The organism is Streptococcus oralis (assembly GCF_026782085.1).
Taxonomy (GTDB): Bacteria; Bacillota; Bacilli; order Lactobacillales; family Streptococcaceae; genus Streptococcus; species Streptococcus oralis_DA.
In genome coordinates this window covers 13,142-36,899 of record NZ_JAKUVW010000004.1, presented here as the reverse complement: position 1 = coordinate 36,899, position 23,758 = coordinate 13,142, and the positions used below count along the sequence as shown (strand labels likewise).

The following is a 23,758-nucleotide window of genomic DNA, read 5'->3' as shown; positions in this document are numbered from 1 at the left end:
CCTTATTACTTGTTTAATTTGATTGGCTTTCCAGCATCTCCACATAGTCAATCGCGACACAGAGGGAAATGACCAGGTCTGCATAAGAGTCTTCATAGACGGTTACGGTGTAAGTTGAGGTCAAATGGAAAATCTCTTTCCGAATCTCGGCAATCACTTGGTCGCGGTCATCCAGCAATTTGAAATTCAAATCCCAGATATTGCCCTCGATACGAAGCCCTAGATCATCAAACTCATACTTATCTCGAAAGAAAGTCAACTTCTTACGAATGACGAAATTGGAACCATTTCGTAACTGGATAGTAAAGCGAGGAAGCAAAGTGAAAAATTCTTTACTAATCTCACTGACTTGCTCACCATAGGCGTCATAGATGGTAAAGGTCTTAGGAATTTGGAAAAAAGAGCCCTCCACCTGATAGTTCACTACTCCTCTGTCATCCTTGATATCAAAACGTTCGCCTCCAAGACGAAATTTTTGTTTCACGAGAAATGTCTTCATAAACACCTCCAAAAATCAAAAGACAAGTTCACATCACGAAGGGCGAAAAACCGCGGTACCACCTTCATTCAATGAACTTGTCATTCTCTTGTTCTTATGCAATTGTCTGATTGAGTAGCATGATTTCCTAGCTTAGATGGCTCGCAGCACCGCCATTTCTCTGGACTAAGATGATTGAAAATCAATTCTCAACTTTCTTATTATATCGTTTTTTTAATCTTGCGTCAACTGGGAAAGCAAGCACTTGCAATCACATTATATGTATCATCAGCAAATTGATTTATTGATAAAGTATATTATTGACGAAGTAAGTCAAGCATTTCATTATTGAGTGTTTGATAACAAGAGAAATATCTATCATCAATCTCAAATGTATCTTGTAAAATAAAGCGCAAGGTATCTATTGTCTGTTGCAATTTCTTTGAATTGACTAGTTTACTATCAATCTCTGACAAGCCATGTGCAACCTTATTTCTCTCATTGTTTAAAGAAATGATAACTCTAAGTGACCTAATTAATTCAGGACTATATTTGTAATACTCTAAAATTTTAGTGTATATAATTAAGTTTAGAGTTGTTGTGGGAGAAAACTCTTCTTTTTTTTCCTCATTTTCATTTTGTGATTTTTTATAATCACTATCTAAATAACAGATAACTTTTTTAAAATCTTGATGTTCTTTGTTTAGCTTAGGTAACTTATTTTTATATATTATTAGATTTGGATGATTCCTTTTTATTCTATCTTCTAATATAAATTCAACTAATGATTTTGACTTAATCAAAACATCTGCTACTTGACCTCGTTTGTTTAAAATCTCAATCATCAAAAAATAATTAAGGGCTTTTTTCTCAACCTCTGAAAGTGGATATTTCTGAATTTCTGAAAGAACTTCTTGTTTTTTAAAAACATTTACTAAATCGGTTAGAATGATTCTTAAACGAGCTAACTGCTTATTTGAAAGCAGCCCCTTCGAATCTCTCCGGATAACAATCTTTTCAACAGCTAAATAATCATATGACTCTATCAAACTTCTTAAATGACGTTTAACTAAAGAATGATTGAACTTCTCCGCTATATCCATGATACATCTGTTTTCATAATTATCCTGATTATCTTCATTATTTTTAAACAGATTATCTTCCTCTTCCTTAGAGAGTATTTTTTGGGGATTGTTAGATGAATTACTAGGAGTGGTAACTTGAATTGCCTGCGTATTATAGTCATCAATTCGGTTTATAGCGAATAGAGCTGATTTTATCTGAGGAGTGCCGGAAGATAGATTTAAAATTAATTCCTCTCCTAATTTAGAATACTCTTTTATAATTTTTCCTATGACCTCATACATTTTATCATACAAATAAACCTCATCATTCCTTAATATTTGCTCATGAATTTTCACATCAGGTTTATAGTCTTTAAATGAAAGAAGGGCTCTCTCAATAAGAGTTTTTTTAACTAACATTTCCTCACTGTAGAGTAAGACGATTCTTTCTGGTTTATATTTTCGAGCTATGTGCATTAAGGCTGAGTCTCTGTTCTTACTGATAGGATCCGTATTACCTACTGCTGAAATTAAAATTGTCATTTGTAATCTCCTTAATCATAAAGTTCGCCTTGCCCATTTCATAGAAGGATTCATTATTCATTATCAGTTTACGAGTTGCTTGTGTTGTTTTAACACTTTTCATTGGTGCTTTTGTTAATTTCAAGACTCCCTTTTCAACCATCCTAGTGGTTCTGCTATTCTCATAACGTTCTTGTAAAATTCCATTTGCTTGTTTAAAAATTGTTTTTGTCCAAGCTCCACTACCAGCACCCAAGTAGATAGGATATTGAATATTTGGCTGAATTTTATTTTCAGGAAAATCTGATAAGAAAAAGTTTTTATATTCTTTGTAAAAGGCTTGCGCTCTCTTTCCTAATTCCTCTATTAGGATTCCAGCTTCCTTAGTAGTTGTAGTAATGGTGAAATTGATTTTAGTTGAGGGCGCGATTGCTTCCCTATATAAAGGGAGAGGCTTGGCAAGAGGGGGCTTGGCTTTATGATCCCATTTTTGAACTAAAATAAGACTTTTATTACTAAATGGTTTGCTATCACTAACACGAATAGCATTAAACAAGTCATCATAGTCCTGCCCTTTTTTTGCTCCCCAAGGAATCAAAGATTTGTTTTCCTTTTTACATTGCAAAACATTTTTATTATTCCAGTCGGGATTGGTATTCATCAAAATAGTCCGAATAGCTCCCTTTAATGAACTTCCAGGAATATAGGGATTACCAAAAGGATCTCTTATAAACTTTGATACTTGATTTAATGCGCCTCCTCTTAAATAGTTATTATTTGTTTCTAACTTAGTTTCTATAATTCTATAGCCACCAAAATTACGGTCAGAAATGCGGTTATCCTCTAAAAAGGAAATCAAGCGATTATTTCTAGCGTTTGGCTTTGTCTCTTGTAAAAAACGCTCAAATTTATGATCGTATCCTTTCTCCACCATTCGATTATAAAACTTACCCATATCAGGGAAATAAAAGTACCCATTTTCATAGATAAATTCTCGAGAAGTATATTTTTCACCATTCCCAATATGGATAGGAGCCATGGCTAGGAGGGTAAATTGAAAGGTTCTATATTCTGTTTTCATCTTTCTTCCTCCATCTTGAAAAATAGTGGTTTAGCATAGTTTAATACTTCATGTGGGAAATCAAGAGGTCTTACATCTACAATATGTCCTGTAAAGGTTTCAGAGAAAGTAGATCCAGAAGCAAACTTATATAAATCCTGCTTACGGTAATTTTCATTAGTTTCTGTACTAAAAGCAAAACCACTTGATTTACTTATTAAATAGGAACCAGTTTCCATAGCATATTCAAGTTCCTTTTCGACTGGTAGAGAAGTCGTCAATGTCATGACAGGTTCTTGATGGGTCTTGGTGAGACGATTTTTTAAGCTATCTGGTAAATCTAAAATAGTCAAATCAAATTGTCCATAACCACTAGAACGTTTCCCACCAATTCCTGTATACTGCAAGCTTGTCATGAGTTCATTCAAGAGGTCAGATTCGTTTGCAATCACGTAAAGAGAAGAATCATCTCTAAATCTAACGGTAGACACTTGAAAAAGATTCCCATCTACATGAGGTTGGTTTTTAGTGATAATGTTTGTTACTGCATGTTCTTCGTCTTCAAAAAGCGTTCCTTTTACATAAGAATCAAATTTATCCAAGGGTATAAACTGAAGTTTCTTCGCCATTTTCGCTTGACGTCTTACTTCTTTGACATCCGTTGTTAAGTCAGGCTGATCAAACTTTGGAAATCCTATCGGCTTAGGTAATAATGGACCTGACTGATAAGGAAAGGCATCAGTCAAAACAAAATGATCTTGACCCGCTATTGACACGAATTCCTCCATTTTCCCCATTTTTTTTGCCTCAATAGCCAAGGCAGAAAATAATCGGTCAGCTGCAAAAGTCATTTTAGAACTATCCAGAGTACCTGCTCCAAAGTGAGCAGACTGAAAGTTCATAATATACATCTTATAGGTCATACTAGACCTCCGTAGTTAAAAGTTCATTCAATCTACTAACATCATAGTTTCCGAAAACTGTATTTGCTTTAAGATCCTCAAAAACAACTTTACCATATCCACGAGAACCTGAACCACCTAAATAATCAAGTTCCAACAGTTTTAATCCATCAAGAATCACTTTGAAGTCTTCTTCTACTTGAGCTTGACTCTTGTCTGTCACCTCATAGATCAGCTCAAATCCAAAGATACTGTCTCGGATAGCACGTTCAATTTGCCTTGGATTTGCTTCAGCAGTGATACGATCAATAGTATTTTCAAACTTAACTTCAGTATAACCTTTGACAGCTCGTGAATCTAAATCCTTTTTGTTAGTTAGAAAGGCATCTCTAAAGATGAGTCTTCCTACTTTATAGTTTTTGTCTGAACTATTCCCAAAGAGACGACTAATAATTTCCCCATCTTCTCCTGGTTTTTCTGCTAATTTAGTATTATATACTCTTGCCAAAAGGGTACGCATTTTCCCTTTGATACTAGATCCTGGAATAATGGGTAAGTTTGTAATTGGATCTTTAATCACAGGTGAGTCCGTAGCACCAATCGCCGCAAAAGCATTGCTTGTCCCAATATGAAGTCCTGTCTCTAGACGGATTTGTGCTGTTACTTTAATTTTTGCAAATGCCATTAATCTTTTCCTCCATAAAATTTAAAATAAGCTACTAGCGCTTCCATATAGCGACAAAAACGTTGGAGACTTTCCCTACTATTAATTTCTTTTAAAATTGGTAAAATCTCACCTTTTTGAACTAAGTCCAGTACCGCCTCTTCACGGCCTGATTGATAGACGAATTGGACCCTCAAATAGGCAATCTTATCCTTTAATTCTTCGTACTCACGGACCTTACTTTCATCAAAGAGGGTACTCGTTAAACTCAATAAGTTTCGTAGTTTACTCATGGATAGAACATCTGAATTTTTATTTTTAAAATTACGCTTATCAGTTACTAAATTTTTAATGGTTTTTTCTGCCTTATCTACGTAATTATCATCTGTTAAAATTGCCATCTATGAATCCTTTCTAATCTCATAAATATATAGAAGTAAAGCTATCTCTGCTTCCTTACGTTCATTATCGCTACCTGTATACCAAGAAAAGAATAAATCTTTAAACTCTTTAAACTCTTCTTTTTTATCCTTAGAAGTTTGATCTTCTAAGCGCGTCAAATAATAGGCTAATCGAGCAATATTCATACGATCGTAGTTGCGAAGGAGCTCAATAAGTCTATATACAAAACTCTTTCCTCGCTCATCTTGAATATTAAAGTAGTAACGAATGCTCTTCAGTTTCCCATTATAGACATTGTCAATAAATTGGTCGAACTTCAATGTATAATTTCTTTCAGAATCAACATTGCCAAAAGATTGGTCCAACTTCAAGGTATTACCTGCTTTAAAAAGGGAAATACTATCCTTGTCGTTATCCTTTGCTGCTCCTTCTAGCTTACCAGTTTCTTCAGCCATGAGGCTAACTGGAGTTTTATCTGGAAAGAGGCCGATTCCTGCTGATAGGGTTAATTTGCCATTTGTCCACTTGATAAAGTTTTGTCGGAGACAAATAGTAAACTCAATAATATCCTGCCAAGAACCGATAGCAAATACATCATCTCCACCGGCATAAATGATCGATAGTTTTTTCTCCTTCGCAAACTGGTTGATATAGACCTTAAAGAAGAGACTCATACTTCTAGAGAAGGTTGCCGAGCGTGCCAGAGTATTATATTTGCCACCATCTTGATAGGAGAATCCAGCCATAAAGGCTGCTCCAAGATCATCCACATCTAGTCGAACAACTGCTAATCGCTTAATCCCTTGTCCAGTTTCACTATCCTGAGATAATTTGGCGTACTCGTAAATCTCATCATACTTGTAATCTCCGACAAAGACATGGGTTGCTTTTAGGATATCTGTACTATAGCTATTCTTTACATAAATACGATCCCACTCTTCATTGGCAAGGTCGGCTTTTGAAATACCACTAATATAGGCTCCCGGACCTATCGGCAGGCCTTTTTCTTTTGTCACAATATAGTAGTTTTCTTGTATTTCCTTGGCAAAGCGATACATCCCTGCACAGATATGGCAGACCTCTTGATCTTTATACTTGGTAAGCTTTTCGACTGAGTGACAAATTGCACATTCTTTCTGGGAGCTTTTTCCTCCTTGGTTGAGTTCAAGCAGAGTTTTGGCATCGTAACGAGAAATTTTCTTTTGGGAAATCATACGACTGGTTGTTTGGTAGACTTTACGATAGTCGACCAGTGTCGTTGTCATATCATTGGCAGAAAATGGACTCCAACCAAATGCTACGTATAGACCTGTCTGGAAATGCTTGACCAAAAACTCATTGAATTCTGCTTCAAAGTGAGCCAAGCTCTCTCTAGTTTTTTCGGTGTTTGGAAGGATAAAGTAGGCGTGCCCTCCACCAACGTAGAGAAGATTAGCCCTCGTAAGCTCTAACTTCTCCAGTAAGTTGTCAGCGATATGTTCCCCCATAAAATCTAGATACAAGGAACGTGCTTTTAGTTGCTTGGCTGCTCCAGCCGTTGCGATATTGTAGATAAAGTCTTGAATCCCTGACAAGTCAAAACTTGCTAATAAAAAGGCCTTCTCGCTATAAAAAGCTTCTAAATCTTGCCCCAGTACCTTCTCATAGTCACGGCAATTCTTGTCTGCTAAATAGTCCTCTATAGCTAGGGCAAAGCCAGCTGTAAGACGACTGTAGGTTGCTAGAGAAATATCCGATAATTCCTTGGTTCTTGTCGAAACAGGCACATAGGAAAGAGTAGACTCAAGGAGATTCAAAAGGGTATCTATCTCAGATTGGCTAAAGTCCAATCTCTCAAACTCTTTTTCTAAGGTCTCTACTATCAAGTCATAATCTGACTGGTCAGAAGGCTCACTCGATTCCTTAGCATAGTTTGGTTCCCCGTCAAGCTCTAATGGACGCACATCAAGATAACGCTTACTAGGGCTATCTGAAAATACATTGAAGATATCCGATTGTTTGCTTAGGAAATCTTCTTTACCTCCATGAGTGTCTGCTGCTCCTTTTAGACCTGAAGCAATCTTTGCAGCAGCTGACGTGATATAGACCAAACTATCAGGAGCTAAGTCCTTCGGCAAATCACTAGAAGTCGCCTTGGCTATCTGCTGGGCTATCTTTTCATTATCCGAAAAGCGTCTAAACCATTCGGACCCAATGGTACCCAGGTCTTTCTCATCACACCTGGAACCTTGAATCACCTTGCCGATAGCGTGCAAAAGCGATCCATAAACTAAATCAATCTTTTCTTTCTTCAAGTTCTAAACCTCCCATCCCTAAGCTAGTTTTCATACCGAGACCTGAGTACTCCCCAAATTTTAGAAGCATATTAGCATAAGCTTTCAAGGTATTTGGACCTGTAATCTTAAAGGTCAATTTCCCCCTGAAACCAGGTATTTTTTTGCCATGGACTTTAAAATAGCTGGATTCCAATCGATAGCTGGTAACCCTACTATGCTTGACCAAGTAGTCCAGGGTTTCCTCTTCAATGTCCTGACGATTCTCGACCAGACGTGCATACTTCATCATCAAACTCTGAAAGATGAGACGCATGGTCGGAAAGAGCACGTACTCTCCCTGAGAGCGAAATCCTGTTGGAGTTTGAAAATGTATAGTGTAGAGTGACCGATCTTGGTTTTCATTAAAAAACTCAAAGAGTTGCTCCGAACTGAGATCTTGCATGGACAGAGACTCTACCATGAGAGTTGGTAAATCATGAAGTTCTACTTTCTTGAGCTCCAATAGAACTGGCAAAATCTGCTTGACAGCCTCATCCGTCAGGAGATGAAGGGACCATAGGGTCTTGTCCTTTTGATGGATGATTTTTAGTGAGTAGGGGTTGGTCTCCTGCTCATGTAGCCAAGTCACATAGTCTGGTTCCAAGTTTTCCATAAGAAAACCTTGGAATTTTGTAGATAGGTCGCTCGGTGATTGGTCAATCCGCTTAAATAATAGTTCGATGCGTTTCATATGCCTCCTTTATTGATACAATTGCGCTTTTGGTTTCTCATGAGCGCTTTTTCTTTTACTTTTGGAATTCTTTTCCCTTATGAAACTGTCCCCTCGCGAGGTAGATAGGTAGCTATACGAAATTTTCTTTAATATTTCTGGCGATTTTCAATCGTTTCCGGCCCCTCTCGAGGTAGATAGGTATCTATACAAAATGGAAATTAACGAAAAAATAAGTGCGGTTTATGTTTCCGGCCCCTCGCGAGGTTGATAGGTGGCCATACACGTTGGCTTAAACATATCGACGGTAAATGGTATTAGCTTCCGGCCCCTCTCGAGGTAGATAGGGAGCTATACTGGCTTGGTATAAAAAAATGAAAAAGATTTATTCATTTCTGTTTCCGGCCCCTCGCGAGGTAGATAGGTAGCTATACGGTAAAACCGGAAATTACTCAATGCATATAGAATCAAAACAGTTTCCGGCCCCTCTCGGGGTAGATAGGTAGCTATACACTATGGATGACTTTGTTGCAGCTACAAGTGTTGTCAAGTTTCTGTCCCCTCTCTAGGTAGATAGGTAGCTATACATAGATACAGCATCTGTATCGGAGTTTATGGACTTTGGGTTTCCGGCCCCTCTCGAGGTTGATAGGTATCCATACCAAAATGAACCGCTTAGAATCACTCACGGACGAGTCTAAGTTTCCGGCCCCTCGCGAGGTAGATAGGTAGCTATACCCGGCTGGTGGTGGGAGGAGTCAGATGGCCCTTATCCGTTTCCGGCCCCTCTCGAGGTTGATAGGTAGCTATACAAAGGTGAAACTTTTGAAAAAGCCATGTCTTATCCGTTTCCGGCCCCTCGCGAGGTAGACAGGTGTTTATCTTCAAGGTAACTTCGCTAATGTTGGAAAATACATTTTCTAGTTTCCGTCCCTCTCAAGGTAGATAGGTAGCTATACCAAAAAGAAATTGAAGCTGACTATGTGAAACAAGAAGCGTTTCCGGCCCCTCCCGAGGTTGATAGGTATCTATAAAGTTATAGGAAACATCTACGAAAATCCTGAGCTTTTGGAGTTGCCGGCCCCTCGCGAGGTAGATAGGTAGCTATACAGAACAAAGATAACCCAGAAAGCCTCGACGGAGTTCCGTTTCCGGCCCCTCTCGAGGTGGATAGGCACCTATACGTAAGCGGTACTGGTTCGACGAAGATGGTTACATGGCGTTTCCGGCCTCTCGCGAGGTGCGTAGGATGTTCTTTATGGTTTAGATGTGAGTATTTATGCGAAACCTGAATTATTTCCGGCCCCTCGCGAGGTAGATAGGGAGATATACTGTCTCAGTTCCTGATGTGAAGCCCGAAAAACATGTATTTCCGTCCCCCTCGAGAGGTAGGTATCTATACTTACCGTAAATTAAAAGGAAATGTCACTCTTTTTCATCCGATGTTTCCGTCCACTCGCGAGGGAGATAGGGAGATATACCCCATATCTTGTATGTAAACTCATAACAAGCACTAGATATAACCTATTGGAAACTAATATTAGTATACCATATTCTGAAAGAGTTTTCATTTCTGAATACCAAATTAATCACATACCTTTTTTATTCCTCCTAAATGTATAAAGGATACTATTTTATTATTAAAATTCTTTTTATCAAGCCCAAAATTTAATTTTTTTAATACAAAAAACGAACCAGCTTTACTGATTCGTTTCATAACTGCTAACTCCTACTTCCGATACATTTTAAACTGTAGGAAGAGGTCACTATATTTTCCTGTCCATTTATGATCAAATTTCTCATAAACTTCCAGGTGTTTCATGGTGTCAGCGTCTGGATAGAAGGATTTGTCTTTTTTTGTCTCCTCTGGGAGCATTTCCTTTGCTGGTAGGTTTGGTGTTGAGTAGCCCACATACTCCGCATTTTTGAGAGCATTTTCGGGTTTCAACATAAAGTTGATAAAGGCATAGGCCGCATCTTGGTTTTTCACAGTTTTTGGAATAACCATGTTATCAAACCAGAGATTGCTGGCCTCAGTCGGAACGACATACTTGAGATTAGGATTTTTCTCCAACATCTGGCTGGCTTCCCCAGAAAAGGTCACACCGATGGCAGCATTGTTCTGGATCATGTAACCCTTCATCTCATCCGCCACAATGGCCTTGATATTTGGAGTCAGTTTGTAGAGTTTGTCTACCGTTTCTTCCAACTGCTGAGGATCCTTTGAGTTGAGACTGTAACCGAGTGAGTTAAGCCCGAGTCCCAGCACCTCACGCGCCCCATCAAAGAGCATGATAGAATCCTTGTATTCTGGTTTCCAGAGGTCATCCCAATGCTCAGGCGCCTCATCTATCATGGTTTCATTGTAAACAATTCCCAAGGTCCCCCAGAAGTATGGGATGGAGAATTTATTGCCCGGGTCAAATGACTGGTTGAGGAACTCAGGTCCGATATTTTCGATTCCTTCAATTTTTGAATAATCAAGCGGAACCAAGAGGTCTTCGTCCTTCATCTTGTTGATCATGTATTCACTTGGGATGGCAATGTCGTAGGTCGTTCCACCCTGCTTGATCTTGGTATACATGGCCTCGTTGGAGTCAAAGGTCTCGTACTGTACTTGGATTCCTGTTTCTTCTGTGAATTTCTCCAAGAGTTCGGGATCGATATAGTCCCCCCAGTTGTAAATAACCAATTTCTGACTATCTCGACTGTTGATTTTACTGTCTAGATGAGTCGCAATCCCCCACAAGACAAGGATAATTGCTGCAATTCCTGCTAAAAATGAATAGAGTTTTTTCATGCTTGCTCCTCCTTCTCACGTGAAATAAAGTAATATCCAACCACTAGGATAATACTAAAGAGAAAGACAAGGGCAGACAGGGCATTGATTTCCAGCGAAATTCCCTTGCGAGCTCGAGAGTAAATCTCGACTGACAGGGTTGAAAAGCCATTTCCCGTCACAAAGAAGGTCACGGCAAAATCATCCAGCGAATAGGTGAAGGCCATGAAATAACCTGCAATGATAGACGGCGTCAGATAAGGGAGCATAATTTCCTTGAACATTTGGAACTGACTAGCACCAAGGTCATAAGCCGCGTGAATCATATCATCATTCATCTCCTTGAGACGAGGCAAGACCATCAAGACCACGATTGGGATGGAGAAGGCCACGTGACTAGATAGAACTGTCAAAAAGCCAAGTGAAAACTTAAGCTGGGTAAAGAGAATCAAGAAGCTAGCACCAATCATAACGTCAGGCGCAACCATGAGGATATTATTGAGTGATAAAAAGGCTTCTTGGTATTTCTTACGAGACTGGTAGATGTAAATGGCACCGAAAGTCCCGATAATGGTCGCTATCAAGGCTGATAGAAAGGCCAAGAAAAAGGTTTGGGTGAGGATCAACATGAGACGGCCATCACCAAACATGGTTTTAAAATGGCTCAAGCTAAAACCAGTAAAGCTGTTCATATCATCGCCAGCATTAAAGGCATAGCCAATCAAGTAAAAGATTGGCAAATATAGGATGATGAAGACAAAGGCTAGGTAGAGATTAGCAAATTTTTTCATCGTTCTCTCCTTTCCTTGGTCACCCACATGGTGAGAAACATGGTCAGGATGAGGATCACACCGATGGTAGAACCCATTCCATAGTTGTCATTTGTAAGGAAGTTCTGCTCAATAGCCGTTCCCAGTGTGATAACGCGGTTCCCACCAATCAAACGTGTCAGCATGAAGAGACTCAAGCTGGGGATAAAGACCGACTGAACCCCACTTCTCACTCCATTCATTGATAGAGGGAAGATAACGTGGCGGAAAGTTTCCCACTTGGTCGCACCGAGGTCATAACTGGCATTGATAAGATTGTTATCCATATCATCCAAGACATTGAAGATGGGCAAAATCATAAATGGAAGCTCGATGTAGCTTGCGACAAAGATAAAGGAGAAATCGGTAAAGAGCAACTGTTGCGAACCGATTCCGATAAATTCCAAAAATTGATTAATAGAGCCATTTTGACCAAAAATCCCGATAAAGGCATAGGCCTTAAGGAGCAGGTTAATCCAAGTCGGCAGGATAATCAGCATGAGCCAGAGTTGACGGTGCTTGAGACGGGTCAAAAAGAGGGCTGTTGGATAACTGATGAGTAGCGTTACCATGGTCACAATCCCTGCATAAAGCACAGAGTTGAAGCTCATTTTGAGATAGGTCAAGTTTTGTGACGCAAAGTAAGATTTATAGTTTTCTAAACTAAACTGCCCTTCGATGTTGAAAAAGGATTGTCCAAAAATCAAGACCAAGGGTGCGAGAACAAAGAGGGCAATCCAGAGCATATAGGGCACTACAAAGAGTTTAGAGGTTGTTTTCTTCATCTCTTTCCTCCTCGATCGCGTTAATCAGACCTGCTTCTTGCTCTTCGATTTCTACGTACTCCTCGATTCGAGCATCGAACTCTTCTTCGGTTTCGTTGAGACGCATGATGTGGATGTCTTCTGGTTCAAAGTCCAGACCGATTTCCTCTCCAACGATGGCCTTACGGGTCGAGTGGATCATCCATTCATTTCCGAGCTCATCATAGGCAATAATCTCATAGTGAACTCCACGGAAAAGCTGGGTATCAACCTTGACTTGGAGCTTGCCTTCTTCAGGAAGAGTGATGCGCAAGTCCTCTGGACGAATGACAACCTCAACAGGCTCATTTGGCTTCATCCCCCCATCGACCGCTTCAAAGCGTTTGCCATTAAACTCGACCAAGTAGTCCTCAATCATGGTTCCTGGCAAGATGTTGGACTCACCGATAAAGGTGGCAACAAAGTGGTTGATCGGCTCATCGTAGATGTCCACCGGCGTTCCAGACTGAACAATCTCGCCATCGTTCATAACGAAAATCCAGTCACTCATAGCCAGGGCTTCTTCCTGATCATGAGTGACAAAGACAAAGGTAATTCCCAATCGTTGTTGCAATTCACGCAGTTCATACTGCATGTCTGTTCGCAATTTCAAGTCCAGCGCTGACAAAGGCTCGTCCAGCAAGACCACACGGGGCTGGTTGATAATGGCACGGGCAATGGCCACACGCTGACGTTGTCCTCCAGAAAGTTTACGGATAGAACGTTTCTCATAACCTTCCAACTGAACCATCTTGAGAACTTCCGCAACACGTTGTTCGATTTCTTTCTTGTCGACTTTACGCAAGCGGAGTGGAAAGGCAACATTTTCAAACACATTCATATGTGGAAACAAGGCATAGGATTGGAAGACGGTATGGACATCTCGTTTATTAGTTGGGATGTCATTGATCCGCACCCCATCCAGTAAAATATCCCCTGTCGTCGCATCCAGTAAACCTGCAATGATGTTTAGAATGGTTGATTTTCCTGAACCAGATGCACCCAAAAGAGTGTAAAATTTCCCTTCTTCCAACTCAAAATTGATGTCTTTGAGAACCTTGGTGTTGCTGTCTTCAAAAACTTTAGAGACGTTTTTGAATTCAATAATTGGTTTTTTCAATTGTCATAAATTCCTTCTTTTTCATAAATTAACAGATCAGGGCTCTGTCAGGCCGCTACCACCTCGTGTAGGAGATTAAACTGCCTACATACATCTTCACTAACGATAAGCTTTCACCCCCTTTAAATGGTTATAGCAGCAACTTTTCTACCCCAACCTTATTCTTTCTCACCCAAGATTCGGACTTCTCTTTCAAGAGTGACACCTGAGTGTTCCTTGACTTTTTCAATAACAGATTGGATCAAGTCTTCATAGTCTTTGGCCGTTCCGTCAGCAACATTGATCATAAAACCGGCATGCTTTTCAGATACTTCCACACCACCGATTCGATAGCCCTTCAGGCCAGCTTCTGAAATCAGCTGTCCTGCAAAATGCCCAACTGGACGCTTAAAGACTGACCCACATGATGGGTATTCTAGAGGTTGTTTGAGTTCACGTAGGTGCGTCAAGCGGTCCATTTCTTGCTTGATAACCTGATGATTCCCTGGAGCTAGGGCAAATTTAGCTGACAAAACAACAGCCCCAGAATCCTGAATAGCTGAATGGCGGTAACCAAAAGCCAAGTTCTTGGCAGATAAGGTCTCGATTTCCCCTTCCTTGGTCAAAATTTGACAAGACTGCAAGATATGAGCAATCTCTCCTCCATAGGCACCCGCATTCATAAAGACAGCTCCACCGATGCTTCCAGGAATCCCACAAGCAAACTCAAAACCAGTCAAACTATGACGGAGAGCAATACGTGTCGTTTCGATCAAGTTGGCTCCTGCTTCTGCTTCGATGGTATAGCCATCAACCGAAACGTTATTGAGCTTATCGCACAAGATGACAAAACCACGGATTCCACCTTCACGAACAATGATATTGCTGGCATTTCCTAGCACCATCCAAGGAATATTCTCTTGATTGGCAAATTGAACAACACGCGCCATCTCATAGCGATTGCGCGGTAAAACTAGGTAATCTGCTCGACCTCCAACCTTGGTATAGGTATAGGTCTTCAAAGGTTCCTTAAAACGAATATCGATTCCTTCTAGGATTTCAAGCATTTTTTCTTTTACTGACATGTCACTCTTCCTTTTTCAAAATTCATTCCATTATACCATTTTTAGAGACATTTGACGACCATAAAAAGAGCTTGTTTTATCATTACATAAAAAAAGAGGTGAACCTCTTTTTATGATGATTTTTTCAAAAATGTAGATTTTGTTAGCCAGACAAAGGCCAGTACTTCTACAAGAAGAATGCCCTCCACTACAAGTGGATTTGCAATCCATCCTACCTGAGATAAAGCTGGAGCCAAGTCAAACAAGGCATGCAAACCATAGGCAGCAAGGAGGTAGATCCATTTCTTTTGACGAACACTTTGATAGACCCAGATAGAGAGACCAATTTGCAGAACCAAGGCAAGCACACGCTCAACTCCTAGTAAATAAACCTGCCAAACCGATAGAGACTGAACCGTTTCGAGTGTAGACTTTGGAAGGAGATTGGCTACATCAGTATTTGAAGACTGAATGAGTGAAAAGAGAATCAACAAACTGATCAAGCTTCCCATTCCGAGATAGAGCATCTCCAAGCCCCCATGTCCCAAACCATAAGCCAAAGCATCTCGATCTTCTAGCCTTCTCTTTTTCTCCAACCATTTAAAAAAGACAAGACGAGCCGTTTCCTCAAAGAGGGCCGCCATGGCGATTCCATAAAGGACGTATAAGAAAGGCTGCTCCTGCATGAGCGGAATGGTTCCATCCTTTTGCGGATGGAGTACCAGAAGGTGAACCATCTTTTCTAACACTTGAGAAGAAACAAAAAATGCGATTGCCCCCAAGCCCATCACTGCAAGAGAGATTTTAAACCGTTTTTTGGCATACCAAGTTCCGCTTACTAGAATGAGAACTAAAGCGATCATGGTGAGGATAATATGTACTGTCATCTTTTTCTCCTATTCTGACTTATCAATATCTTTCTTCATCTCGTCAACATTAAATTTAGCAAATAAATACTGGCGATCTTGGACTGGAAAACGTTGATCCAACTGGTCGACTGCCCCAACCTCGATCATTCCTTCTTTGATAACAAAGTCCATCACGTGTCCACCAAAAGTCAAATCATCTGAGATAAAATGCAAATGGTAGCCTGCAACACTCACTCCATGGAAAATTTCCGGTGTCCAAAACCCAACAATGGTTCCCGATACATTTTCACGGCTATATTCAGGTTGGTGAGTCGCGACATCAGCAAACTTGGTATCAGGAGTGGATTTAGGAATCATCCGTACGTGCATTTGTGAAAATTCGCCATGAATTTTGATGGAACGAAAAAGATTTTCCCCATCATAGTAGGACTCAATTCGCTTTTCCAATTCCTTGTCCGTCATCTCAAAGCGCTGTCGAAAAATCACTTCTGCCTGATGAGGAACCACTGCTGCATAGGGAATAAGGGCATCCGCTGCCACTTCAACGATTTCAGGCGTTTGACCAGACCCCTTGGCTTGATAAGCCTTGCCATCAAGGACGATCAATTCCCCGTCAATCGAATCCAAAGTCCCCAAACCAAGGTCACCATGTTCCAGCAATTCTCCCACTGTCATGGTTCCACCATAGAGACCTGCCATTAGGGCACCTAAAGTATTGTATTGAAATAATTTTACTGGTTCCTGCACTTTTCTATCCATTCTCTTTCTTATCTTCTTTACAATGAATCATCATACTTTCTAAGTATACCACATTTGCTCCTAGTTGTGAAAGGGAGAAATGCTTTTCCCATTGCAAAGGAGGCAAAAAAAAGGTACAATGTAACAAAATCAACGGAGGTCTGGAATGAAGAAAGAAAGTAAATACCAAGTAGTCGTTTCCTTTCTAAAAAAGGGGATCGAATCAGGAAAATTTCCAACAGGTAGCCGGCTTCCCTCCATCCGTCAACTGAGCCAAGACTTCCACTGTAGCAAGGACACTATCCAACGAGCCCTACTGGAATTACGCCATGAACAATACCTCTATGCCAAACCCCAAAGTGGCTACTATGTTCTAGAACAAGGACGGCACCAAGACTTGGAAATCGAAGTCACTGACGAACATGCCAGTACCTATGACGACTTCCGACTCTGTGTCAATGAAACCCTGATAGGCCGAGAAAACTACCTCTTCAACTACTATGACAACCAAGAAGGCCTTGAGGAACTCAGACAATCTGTCCATCAACTTCTCTTTGACCAAGCCCTCTACTGTAAACCCGATCAACTGGTTCTAACATCTGGTACCCAGCAAGCTCTCTTTATCCTTTCTCAGATTAACTTTCCAAGCGAGGGAGAGGAGATTTTGGTCGAACAGCCGACTTACCACCGGATGAATCGTCTCTTGGTCGCTCAAGGATTAGCCTACCAGACCATTGAACGCCGAATTGATGGCATTGACCTTGAAGAACTGGAAGAACAATTCAAATCTGGGAAAATCAAGTTTTTCTACACTATTCCTCGCTTCCACTATCCCCTAGGTCATTCCTATTCTGATCAGGAAAAGAGAGCTATTCTGGATCTAGCAAATCAGTATGGTGTATATATCGTCGAGGATGATTATCTAGGTGACTTAGATTCTAAAAAGGGACAAACCTTCCACTATCTGGATACTGAGGATAGGGTCATTTATATCAAGTCCTTCTCAACCAGTCTCTTTCCAGCCCTTCGTATTACTGCTCTCATTCTCCCAAATGCCCTAAAAGAGGCCTTTGTTTCCTACAAAAATATCCTGGACTATGACAGCAATCTCATCATGCAAAAGGCTCTTTCTCTTTACATCGATAGCCAGTTATTTGAAAAAAATCGACTGGCTCGATTGAGCCTTCAAGAGAACTATCAGACTCAGATAAAGAAAGTGCTTGAAGAAAACACCTGTCCCTTGCCCCACTATCCTTTACACGATGGCCTTCTCCTTGATTTGAGACGCTATCCTAAAATCGCCAGTTTAAAGCATAGCTCACTCAAACTAGACTTTTTTGAGAAGGCTTATTTGGATGCCTGCCCTTATCAGTTTGCCAAAGTCACTCTTGAAAATCTAGAAGAGCTATTAGAATACATAAAAACAGAGTTGGATTAAAGTCCAACTCTGCTTTTTCTTATTGTTCAACTTCTGTTAGTTTCGCTGCCTTTTCAAGATAAGTTTGATAGGTTCCGTCATCTTTTAGTTTTTGGATAACCTTATCTACTACTGCTTTCAAGTCTGACTGATCCTTCTTGATAGCAACGGCATTGGCTTCGCCATCTTTCATCGTCAAGTTAACAGATGCAACGACAAGATCTGAGTTTTTGCCTGCGTAGCTAAGAGCAACTGGTTCATCCATATGAACAGCATCCACTTTTCCAGCCTGCAACTCATTGACTGCTTCCCCCATATTGGTCAAGGATGTCAACTGGGCATTTGGTAATTGTTCCTTGACCATGGTTTCTGGAACAGTTCCCTTTTGAGCTGCGATATTGGCACTTGCGAGGCTTGAAAGATCCTTATATTTGTCTAAATCGGCTTTTCTAACCAAGAAGCTCATTTTATTTTCATAGTAAGGGATTGAAAAGTCAAAGACTTCCTTTCTCTCATCTGTAGCACTAATTCCTGCTATGGCTAAGTCAGCCTTTCCAGTTTGAAGGCTGGTCAAGACATTGTCAAAACTCATACTTGAGATTTCAAGTTTAACCCCAAGCTCATCCGCAATCGCTTGAGCCATATCAATATCTGCTCCAACTACCTGGTTTTTACCATCTACCAAGGCTTGGAATTCAAACGGTGCATAGTCTGGGCTGGTCGCAACGACTAGCTTTCCTTTTTGTTTAATAGCGTCCACAGCAGACTGAGAACTACCCGTTCCTGACTGGCAAGCTACTAAAACCACACTGGCAAGCATGCTGCACACAACTAATACCCATTTCTTAAACTTCATAAATAAACGACCTTTCTGTTAATTCTGAATAATTATAACTCTTTTAAAAATAGTTGTCAACCCTTTTAGAGATTTTGATTGTAAAACAATTCTTTTCATAAAAAAAGAAGACTGATTTATTCTAATCAGCCTTATTCCTGTATATTTAAACCGTTTCTTATAGTTCGACAATCTTACCTGTTTCAAAGTAAACAACCCATTCACAGATATTTTTTGCGTAGTCTCCGATACGTTCCAAGAAAGAAATGACCTGGAAGTAATCACGGCCTGTAACAATAGCTTCAGGATTTTTCTTGATTTCTTCTGTAGCCAAATCACGGATGCTATCAAAGTAATGGTTGATTTTTTCATCCATCGCCGCTACTTCGTAGGCTTGATCCACAGAACCGTTGAGATAGAGATCTAGAGCTGCTTCAACGAAGTTTTTCACGTCGCGTCCCATCTTTTTGATTTCTTCTTCAACAGAAGGGATACGTTGCTCCCCCTTCATACGAATGGTCGCCTCAGCGATAGACACTGCATGATCTCCCATGCGTTCCACGTCTGACACTGCCTTGAGAACGGTCAAGACGGTACGAAGGTCTTGCGAAACAGGTTGTTGGAGGGCAATCATTTCAAATGATTTCTTTTCCAACTTCACTTCGTATTCATTTACTTCTGCATCGTCTTCGATGACTTCTTTTGCCAAATCACGGTCATGCGTAACAAAGGCACGCACTGTACGATTGATCTGCGAGAGCACTTCTTGTCCCATGGCATAGAACTGGTTATGCAATTTCTCCAAATCTTCTTCAAATTGAGATCGTAACATCATTCAACTCCTTATCCAAATTTTCCTGTAATATAATCTTCTGTTTCCTTGTTTTGTGGGTCTAGGAACATCTTCTTCGTATCATTAAACTCGATCAAATCCCCATCTAGGAAAAATCCTGTTTTATCAGAGATACGTGAGGCTTGTTGCATCGAACGCGTTACCAAGAGCATGGTGTATTTATCCTTCAGACCATACAAGGTTTCCTCAATCTTACCTGCAGAAATAGGATCCAAAGCTGAAGTTGGTTCATCTAAGAGGATAATTTTCGGACTGGTTGCTAAGACACGAGCAACACAAACACGTTGTTGTTGTCCACCTGAGAGACCAATGGCCGAATCATGCAAACGATCCTTTACTTCATCCCAAATAGAAGCACGTTGCAAGGCCTTTTCTACTGCTTCATCCAAAACATGTTTATCCTTAACCCCATTGATACGTAGGCCATAGACAACATTTTCGTAGATAGACATAGGGAAGGGATTGGGCTGTTGAAAGACCATACCAATTTCCTTACGCAATTCAACCGTATCGGTACGGGGGCTGTAGATATTGTGACCATTATAGACCACTGATCCAGTTGTTGTCACCTCAGGATTTAGATCGCCCATGCGGTTGATGGCTTTGAGCAGGGTGGACTTTCCTGATCCAGAAGGACCAATCAAGGCCGTTATTTCCTTAGGTTGGAAAGAAAGGGAAACACTATTCAAGGCCTTCTTTTTATTGTAATAAACGGACAGGTCTGACACCTGTAAAATCGCTTCTGACATACCGTTTCCTTTCTAACCAAAGTGTCCCGTTACATAGTCATTGGTTGACTGTAACTTAGCATTTTGGAAAATATTGGATGTCTTATCGTACTCAATCAAATCACCCAAGTAGAAAAATCCTGTGTAGTCACTTGCACGCGCAGCCTGTTGCATACTGTGGGTAACGATGATGATGGTAAAGTCCTTCTTCAATTCCAACATGGTTTCTTCCAGCTGGGCTGTCGCAATCGGATCCAAGGCTGAAGCAGGTTCATCCATCAAGAGGATATCTGGCTTGACAGAGATGGCACGAGCGATACAGAGACGTTGCTGCTGACCTCCAGAAAGCATCAAGGCTGATTTGTGAAGGTCATCTTTGACCTGATCCCAAAGGGCAGCCTGTCTTAGAGAGGTTTCTACAATTTCATCAAGTACTTTCTTGTCCTTAACACCTGCACGTTCATGAGCAAAAGTGATGTTGCGATAGATAGACTTAGCAAATGGATTTGGACGTTGGAAGACCATTCCGATATGCTTGCGCATCTCATAGACATTGATTTCTGGACGGTTGACGTCAATCCCTCGGTAGAGGATTTGACCTGTGACCTTGGCAATATCAATGGTATCATTCATCCGATTGAGACTGCGAAGATAGGTAGATTTCCCAGATCCAGAAGGACCAATCAAGGCTGTAATTTTATTTTTTTCAAATTGCATATCGATGCCCTTGATGGATTCATTTTTACCATAGTAAACATGTAAATCCTTAGTAGAGAGGGCCACTTTTTCTTCAGGGAAAGTGATGATATGCTTTTCATCCCAGTTATATTTTGACATGGCTTCTCCTTTAGGCAGCGGTTAATTTCTTGTGTAAATAGCTTCCGAGTTTGCGAGCTCCAAAGTTAAAAATCAAGATAAAGATGAGGAGCACGGCGGCAGAACCAGCAGATACAATGGTAGCATCAGGAATGGTTCCTTCACTGTTGACCTTCCAGATGTGGACAGCTAGGGTTTCTGCTTGTCGGAAGATTGAGATAGGGCTGGTAACACTGAGGACATTCCAGTTAGACCAGTCAAGGGCTGGAGCGGATTGTCCTGCCGTATAGATAAGAGCGGCGGCCTCACCAAAGATACGGCCAGATGCCAAGACAACACCCGTTACGATACCTGGAAGGGCTTCTGGAATGACGACATGGACCACAGTCTCCCAACGAGAAATTCCAAGGGCCAGACCAGCCTCACGTTGTGTATGGTGAACGTGTTTTAAACTGTCCTCAACATTTCGAGTCATCTGAGGAAGGTTAAAGACTGTCAAGGCCAAGGCACCTGAAATGATTGAAAATCCATACTCAAACTGGACTACAAAGATCAAGTAACCAAAGAGACCCACAACGACTGATGGTAGAGAAGACAAAATCTCAATACAGGTACGAATAAAATTAGTCACAGGTCCTTTTTTGGCATACTCAGCGAGGAAAACACCAGCACCCATAGATAGCGGAACAGAAATGATCAAGGTAATGACCAAAAGGAAGAAGGAATTGTAGAGCTGAATCCCGATACCCCCACCTGCTTGATAAGAGGAGGATTTCCCAGTCAAGAAAGACCAAGAGATATGCGGTAACCCTCTCACCAAGATATAGAGAATCAAGGATGCCAAGATGGCAACGATGATACCCGCGATGGTATAGAGGACAGCTGTTGCAAGTTTATCTAATTTCTTAGCGTGCATAGTTTTTCTTTCCTCTTTCTTTCGTAATCAATTTAATCACACTGTTAAAGGCCAAACTCATCAAGAGCAATACCAAGGCCAGTGACCAGAGAACGTTATTATCAACCGTTCCCATGACGGTATTTCCTATACCCATAGTCAATACAGATGTCAAGGTCGCAGCTGGTGTTGTTAACGAGGTTGGGATAACTGCTGAGTTTCCGACAACCATCTGAATAGCAAGGGCTTCACCGAAGGCACGCGCCATCCCAAAGACCACTGCAGTGAAAATACCTGAACGTGCTGCTTTCAAGGTCACACGCCAGATGGTTTGCCAACGAGTGGCTCCCATAGCTAAACTAGCTTCACGGTAATGACGAGGAACAGCACGCAAGCTGTCTGTTGTCATAAAGGTTACAGTTGGTAGGATCATGACAAAGAGAACGAAAATCCCTGACAAGATCCCAAAACCAGTTCCACCAAAGACGCCACGGACAAAAGGCACCACAACTTGTAAACCGATAAATCCATAGACGACTGAAGGAATACCAACGAGGAGTTCAATGGCTGGTTGCAAGATTTTTGCACCCTTTGGTGAGACTTCGGTCATAAAGACTGCCGCACCAATAGCAAAGGGTGTTGCGATGAGAGCTGATAAAATCGTCACAATAAAGGAACCCAAAATCATCGGAAGGGCACCAAATTGTTTCCCAGAAGGATTCCAAGTTTGTCCAAAAAGGAAATCAAAGATGTTGACCCCATTGACAAAGAAGGTCGATAAGCCTTTTTGGGCTACAAAAATCAAAATCATTGCCACAATGATAACAATCAAAGAAAGGCAAGTGAAGGTCAATCCTTTACCAAACTTCTCAAGCCGAGAGTTCTTTGAAGGAGAGAGTAATTTTTTAGATAATTCTTCTTGATTCATTATTGACCTCCTTCTACTGCTGTAACGATACCTGAAGCATCCTTTTGGACTTTCATTTCATTGATGGAGATATAGCCCATGCCCTTAACAATCCCATTTTGGGCTTCATCTGAGAGAACGAAATTCAGGAATTCAGCAGCTAACTCATTTGGCTGACCAAGTGTGTACATATGTTCATAAGACCACAAAGGCCAGTTGTTGGTCGTTACATTTTCAGACGTAGGCTCATACCCATTCAGTTTCATGCTTTTCACGGAGTCATCTACATAGGCAAAAGCCAGGTAAGAAATGGCTCCAGGTGTTTGGGATACAATGGACTTGACCATCCCGTTAGAATCCTGCTCTTGGCTCTGCATTGCTGCTTGGCCATTCATAACCACCGTATCAAACGTCGCTCGTGAACCAGAACTTGCTGCTCGGTTGATGATTGAAATGGCCAGGTCTTTGCCCCCAACTTCTTTCCAGTTGGTCACTTCACCTGTAAAGATTTTGCGAAGTTGCTCGGTTGTGAGATTTTCAACATCCACTTCCTTGTTTACAATCACTGCAAGACCAGCCACTGCAACCTTGTGGTCTACTAGTGCTGAAGCATCGATTCCTTCTTTTTCCTCTGCAAAGACGTCAGAGTTCCCGATGTCAACTGCTCCAGACTGGACTTGGGATAGTCCTGTACCCGATCCTCCACCTTGAACATTGACTGTTTTTCCGATGTTTCTAGAACCAAATTCATCTGCTGCCGCTTCGACAAGAGGCTGAAGAGCAGTTGAACCAACGGCTGTCATGGATTCTCCACGATCAATCCAGCTAGCGCATCCTGCAAGAGAACCTGCCATCAAAAGAGCTGCAAGAGACATGACGAGCTTTTTTCTTTTTTTCACTGTTATTCTCCTTGAACATAATGATAAATGTTCTGATTTCTTCCGTTTGTCCTGATCATCCAATTATCATCAATGATTATCCCGCTTTATTTTATCTAGTCATTCTTAGGAGCGGACAATTCCATCGTATAATATAAGTAATAATGAAAGACTATCAGAAAAAACTCATA

Annotated in this window: 25 protein-coding genes; 2 read left to right on the top strand and 23 right to left on the bottom strand. The window is 40.9% G+C overall.

What is annotated here, in order from left to right; genetic code table 11:
- Nucleotides 1-13: 13 nt before the first annotated feature.
- The 8 genes from MK395_RS02280 to cas6 form a co-directional block, all read right to left on the bottom strand.
- Complete coding sequence (locus MK395_RS02280) at nt 14-499, bottom strand: LURP-one-related/scramblase family protein (protein WP_000847083.1); 486 nt, start codon at nt 497-499, stop codon at nt 14-16.
- A 296-nt stretch (nt 500-795) separates the two neighbouring features.
- Nucleotides 796-2,085, bottom strand: coding sequence for a type III-A CRISPR-associated CARF protein Csm6 (gene csm6, locus MK395_RS02275; protein WP_268711187.1), 1,290 nt, complete (start codon nt 2,083-2,085; stop codon nt 796-798).
- A complete protein-coding gene (gene csm5, locus MK395_RS02270; protein ID WP_000846387.1) occupies nt 2,057-3,145 on the bottom strand; it encodes a type III-A CRISPR-associated RAMP protein Csm5 in 1,089 nt (362 codons plus the stop codon). Before csm5 ends, csm6 begins: the two co-directional genes overlap by 29 nt.
- Nucleotides 3,142-4,047, bottom strand: coding sequence for a type III-A CRISPR-associated RAMP protein Csm4 (csm4, locus tag MK395_RS02265; RefSeq protein WP_084857705.1), 906 nt, complete (start codon nt 4,045-4,047; stop codon nt 3,142-3,144). Before csm4 ends, csm5 begins: the two co-directional genes overlap by 4 nt.
- 1 nt (nt 4,048) lies before the next feature.
- Nucleotides 4,049-4,711, bottom strand: a complete 663-nt coding sequence (gene csm3, locus MK395_RS02260; RefSeq protein ID WP_070842546.1) for a type III-A CRISPR-associated RAMP protein Csm3 — start codon at nt 4,709-4,711, stop codon at nt 4,049-4,051.
- Nucleotides 4,711-5,091 carry a type III-A CRISPR-associated protein Csm2 gene (gene csm2, locus MK395_RS02255; RefSeq protein ID WP_000996502.1) on the bottom strand — a complete coding sequence of 127 codons (381 nt, stop codon included), beginning with the start codon at nt 5,089-5,091 and terminating at the stop codon, nt 4,711-4,713. Before csm2 ends, csm3 begins: the two co-directional genes overlap by 1 nt.
- The gene (gene cas10 / locus MK395_RS02250; RefSeq protein ID WP_084857707.1) at nt 5,092-7,386 is read right to left on the bottom strand and encodes a type III-A CRISPR-associated protein Cas10/Csm1; all 2,295 of its coding nucleotides are present in this window, start codon (nt 7,384-7,386) and stop codon (nt 5,092-5,094) included. It lies immediately after the preceding gene.
- Entirely contained in the window at nt 7,367-8,098 is a 732-nt protein-coding gene (cas6, locus tag MK395_RS02245; protein ID WP_000821018.1) for a CRISPR-associated endoribonuclease Cas6, read from the bottom strand. The genes cas10 and cas6 overlap by 20 nt, the downstream gene beginning before the upstream one ends.
- A 996-nt stretch (nt 8,099-9,094) precedes the next feature.
- On the opposite strand from cas6, the gene MK395_RS10250 reads away from it, so the two are divergent.
- Nucleotides 9,095-9,181 carry a YopX family protein gene (locus MK395_RS10250; protein ID WP_142358718.1) on the top strand — a complete coding sequence of 29 codons (87 nt, stop codon included), beginning with the start codon at nt 9,095-9,097 and terminating at the stop codon, nt 9,179-9,181.
- Nucleotides 9,182-9,662: 481 nt separating this feature from the next.
- Here the strand turns inward: MK395_RS10250 and MK395_RS02240 are convergent, their stop codons facing one another.
- The 8 genes from MK395_RS02240 to budA all read right to left on the bottom strand — a co-directional run bounded on the left by MK395_RS02240 (nt 9,663) and on the right by budA (nt 16,259).
- Nucleotides 9,663-9,794 carry a hypothetical protein gene (locus MK395_RS02240; protein WP_268699617.1) on the bottom strand — a complete coding sequence of 44 codons (132 nt, stop codon included), beginning with the start codon at nt 9,792-9,794 and terminating at the stop codon, nt 9,663-9,665.
- A 12-nt stretch (nt 9,795-9,806) separates the two neighbouring features.
- Nucleotides 9,807-10,877, bottom strand: a complete 1,071-nt coding sequence (locus MK395_RS02235; protein WP_084857709.1) for an ABC transporter substrate-binding protein — start codon at nt 10,875-10,877, stop codon at nt 9,807-9,809.
- The gene (locus tag MK395_RS02230; protein WP_000712716.1) at nt 10,874-11,647 is read right to left on the bottom strand and encodes an ABC transporter permease; all 774 of its coding nucleotides are present in this window, start codon (nt 11,645-11,647) and stop codon (nt 10,874-10,876) included. Before MK395_RS02230 ends, MK395_RS02235 begins: the two co-directional genes overlap by 4 nt.
- The gene (locus MK395_RS02225) at nt 11,644-12,450 is read right to left on the bottom strand and encodes an ABC transporter permease (protein WP_000754121.1); all 807 of its coding nucleotides are present in this window, start codon (nt 12,448-12,450) and stop codon (nt 11,644-11,646) included. Before MK395_RS02225 ends, MK395_RS02230 begins: the two co-directional genes overlap by 4 nt.
- Nucleotides 12,431-13,588 (bottom strand): ABC transporter ATP-binding protein, encoded by a 1,158-nt coding sequence (locus tag MK395_RS02220; RefSeq protein ID WP_000742905.1) that lies wholly within the window; start codon nt 13,586-13,588, stop codon nt 12,431-12,433. Before MK395_RS02220 ends, MK395_RS02225 begins: the two co-directional genes overlap by 20 nt.
- Nucleotides 13,589-13,746: 158 nt before the next feature.
- Entirely contained in the window at nt 13,747-14,652 is a 906-nt protein-coding gene (gene murB / locus MK395_RS02215) for a UDP-N-acetylmuramate dehydrogenase (RefSeq protein WP_268711186.1), read from the bottom strand.
- Between the two features lie 110 nt (nt 14,653-14,762).
- Complete coding sequence (locus MK395_RS02210) at nt 14,763-15,518, bottom strand: YhfC family intramembrane metalloprotease (protein WP_070567664.1); 756 nt, start codon at nt 15,516-15,518, stop codon at nt 14,763-14,765.
- A 9-nt stretch (nt 15,519-15,527) separates the two neighbouring features.
- Entirely contained in the window at nt 15,528-16,259 is a 732-nt protein-coding gene (gene budA / locus MK395_RS02205) for an acetolactate decarboxylase (protein ID WP_000375405.1), read from the bottom strand.
- Nucleotides 16,260-16,404: 145 nt separating this feature from the next.
- On the opposite strand from budA, the gene MK395_RS02200 reads away from it, so the two are divergent.
- Nucleotides 16,405-17,676: an aminotransferase-like domain-containing protein gene (locus MK395_RS02200; RefSeq protein ID WP_268711185.1), complete on the top strand. Its 1,272-nt coding sequence runs from the start codon at nt 16,405-16,407 to the stop codon at nt 17,674-17,676.
- Between the two features lie 19 nt (nt 17,677-17,695).
- Here the strand turns inward: MK395_RS02200 and MK395_RS02195 are convergent, their stop codons facing one another.
- The 7 genes from MK395_RS02195 to MK395_RS02165 all read right to left on the bottom strand — a co-directional run bounded on the left by MK395_RS02195 (nt 17,696) and on the right by MK395_RS02165 (nt 23,588).
- Entirely contained in the window at nt 17,696-18,511 is an 816-nt protein-coding gene (locus tag MK395_RS02195) for an ABC transporter substrate-binding protein (RefSeq protein WP_268711184.1), read from the bottom strand.
- Between the two features lie 157 nt (nt 18,512-18,668).
- Nucleotides 18,669-19,322, bottom strand: coding sequence for a phosphate signaling complex protein PhoU (gene phoU, locus MK395_RS02190; RefSeq protein WP_000946468.1), 654 nt, complete (start codon nt 19,320-19,322; stop codon nt 18,669-18,671).
- 11 nt (nt 19,323-19,333) lie between these two features.
- Nucleotides 19,334-20,092 (bottom strand): phosphate ABC transporter ATP-binding protein PstB, encoded by a 759-nt coding sequence (gene pstB / locus MK395_RS02185; RefSeq protein WP_001287327.1) that lies wholly within the window; start codon nt 20,090-20,092, stop codon nt 19,334-19,336.
- Nucleotides 20,093-20,104: 12 nt separating this feature from the next.
- The gene (pstB, locus tag MK395_RS02180) at nt 20,105-20,908 is read right to left on the bottom strand and encodes a phosphate ABC transporter ATP-binding protein PstB (protein ID WP_000049851.1); all 804 of its coding nucleotides are present in this window, start codon (nt 20,906-20,908) and stop codon (nt 20,105-20,107) included.
- Between the two features lie 10 nt (nt 20,909-20,918).
- On the bottom strand, nt 20,919-21,803 hold the full coding sequence (pstA, locus tag MK395_RS02175; protein ID WP_000543051.1) for a phosphate ABC transporter permease PstA: 885 nt from the start codon (nt 21,801-21,803) through the stop codon (nt 20,919-20,921).
- The gene (gene pstC / locus MK395_RS02170; protein WP_001070948.1) at nt 21,793-22,710 is read right to left on the bottom strand and encodes a phosphate ABC transporter permease subunit PstC; all 918 of its coding nucleotides are present in this window, start codon (nt 22,708-22,710) and stop codon (nt 21,793-21,795) included. The genes pstA and pstC overlap by 11 nt, the downstream gene beginning before the upstream one ends.
- Nucleotides 22,710-23,588, bottom strand: a complete 879-nt coding sequence (locus tag MK395_RS02165) for a phosphate ABC transporter substrate-binding protein PstS (protein WP_049519494.1) — start codon at nt 23,586-23,588, stop codon at nt 22,710-22,712. Before MK395_RS02165 ends, pstC begins: the two co-directional genes overlap by 1 nt.
- Between the last annotated feature and the right edge of the window lie 170 nt (nt 23,589-23,758).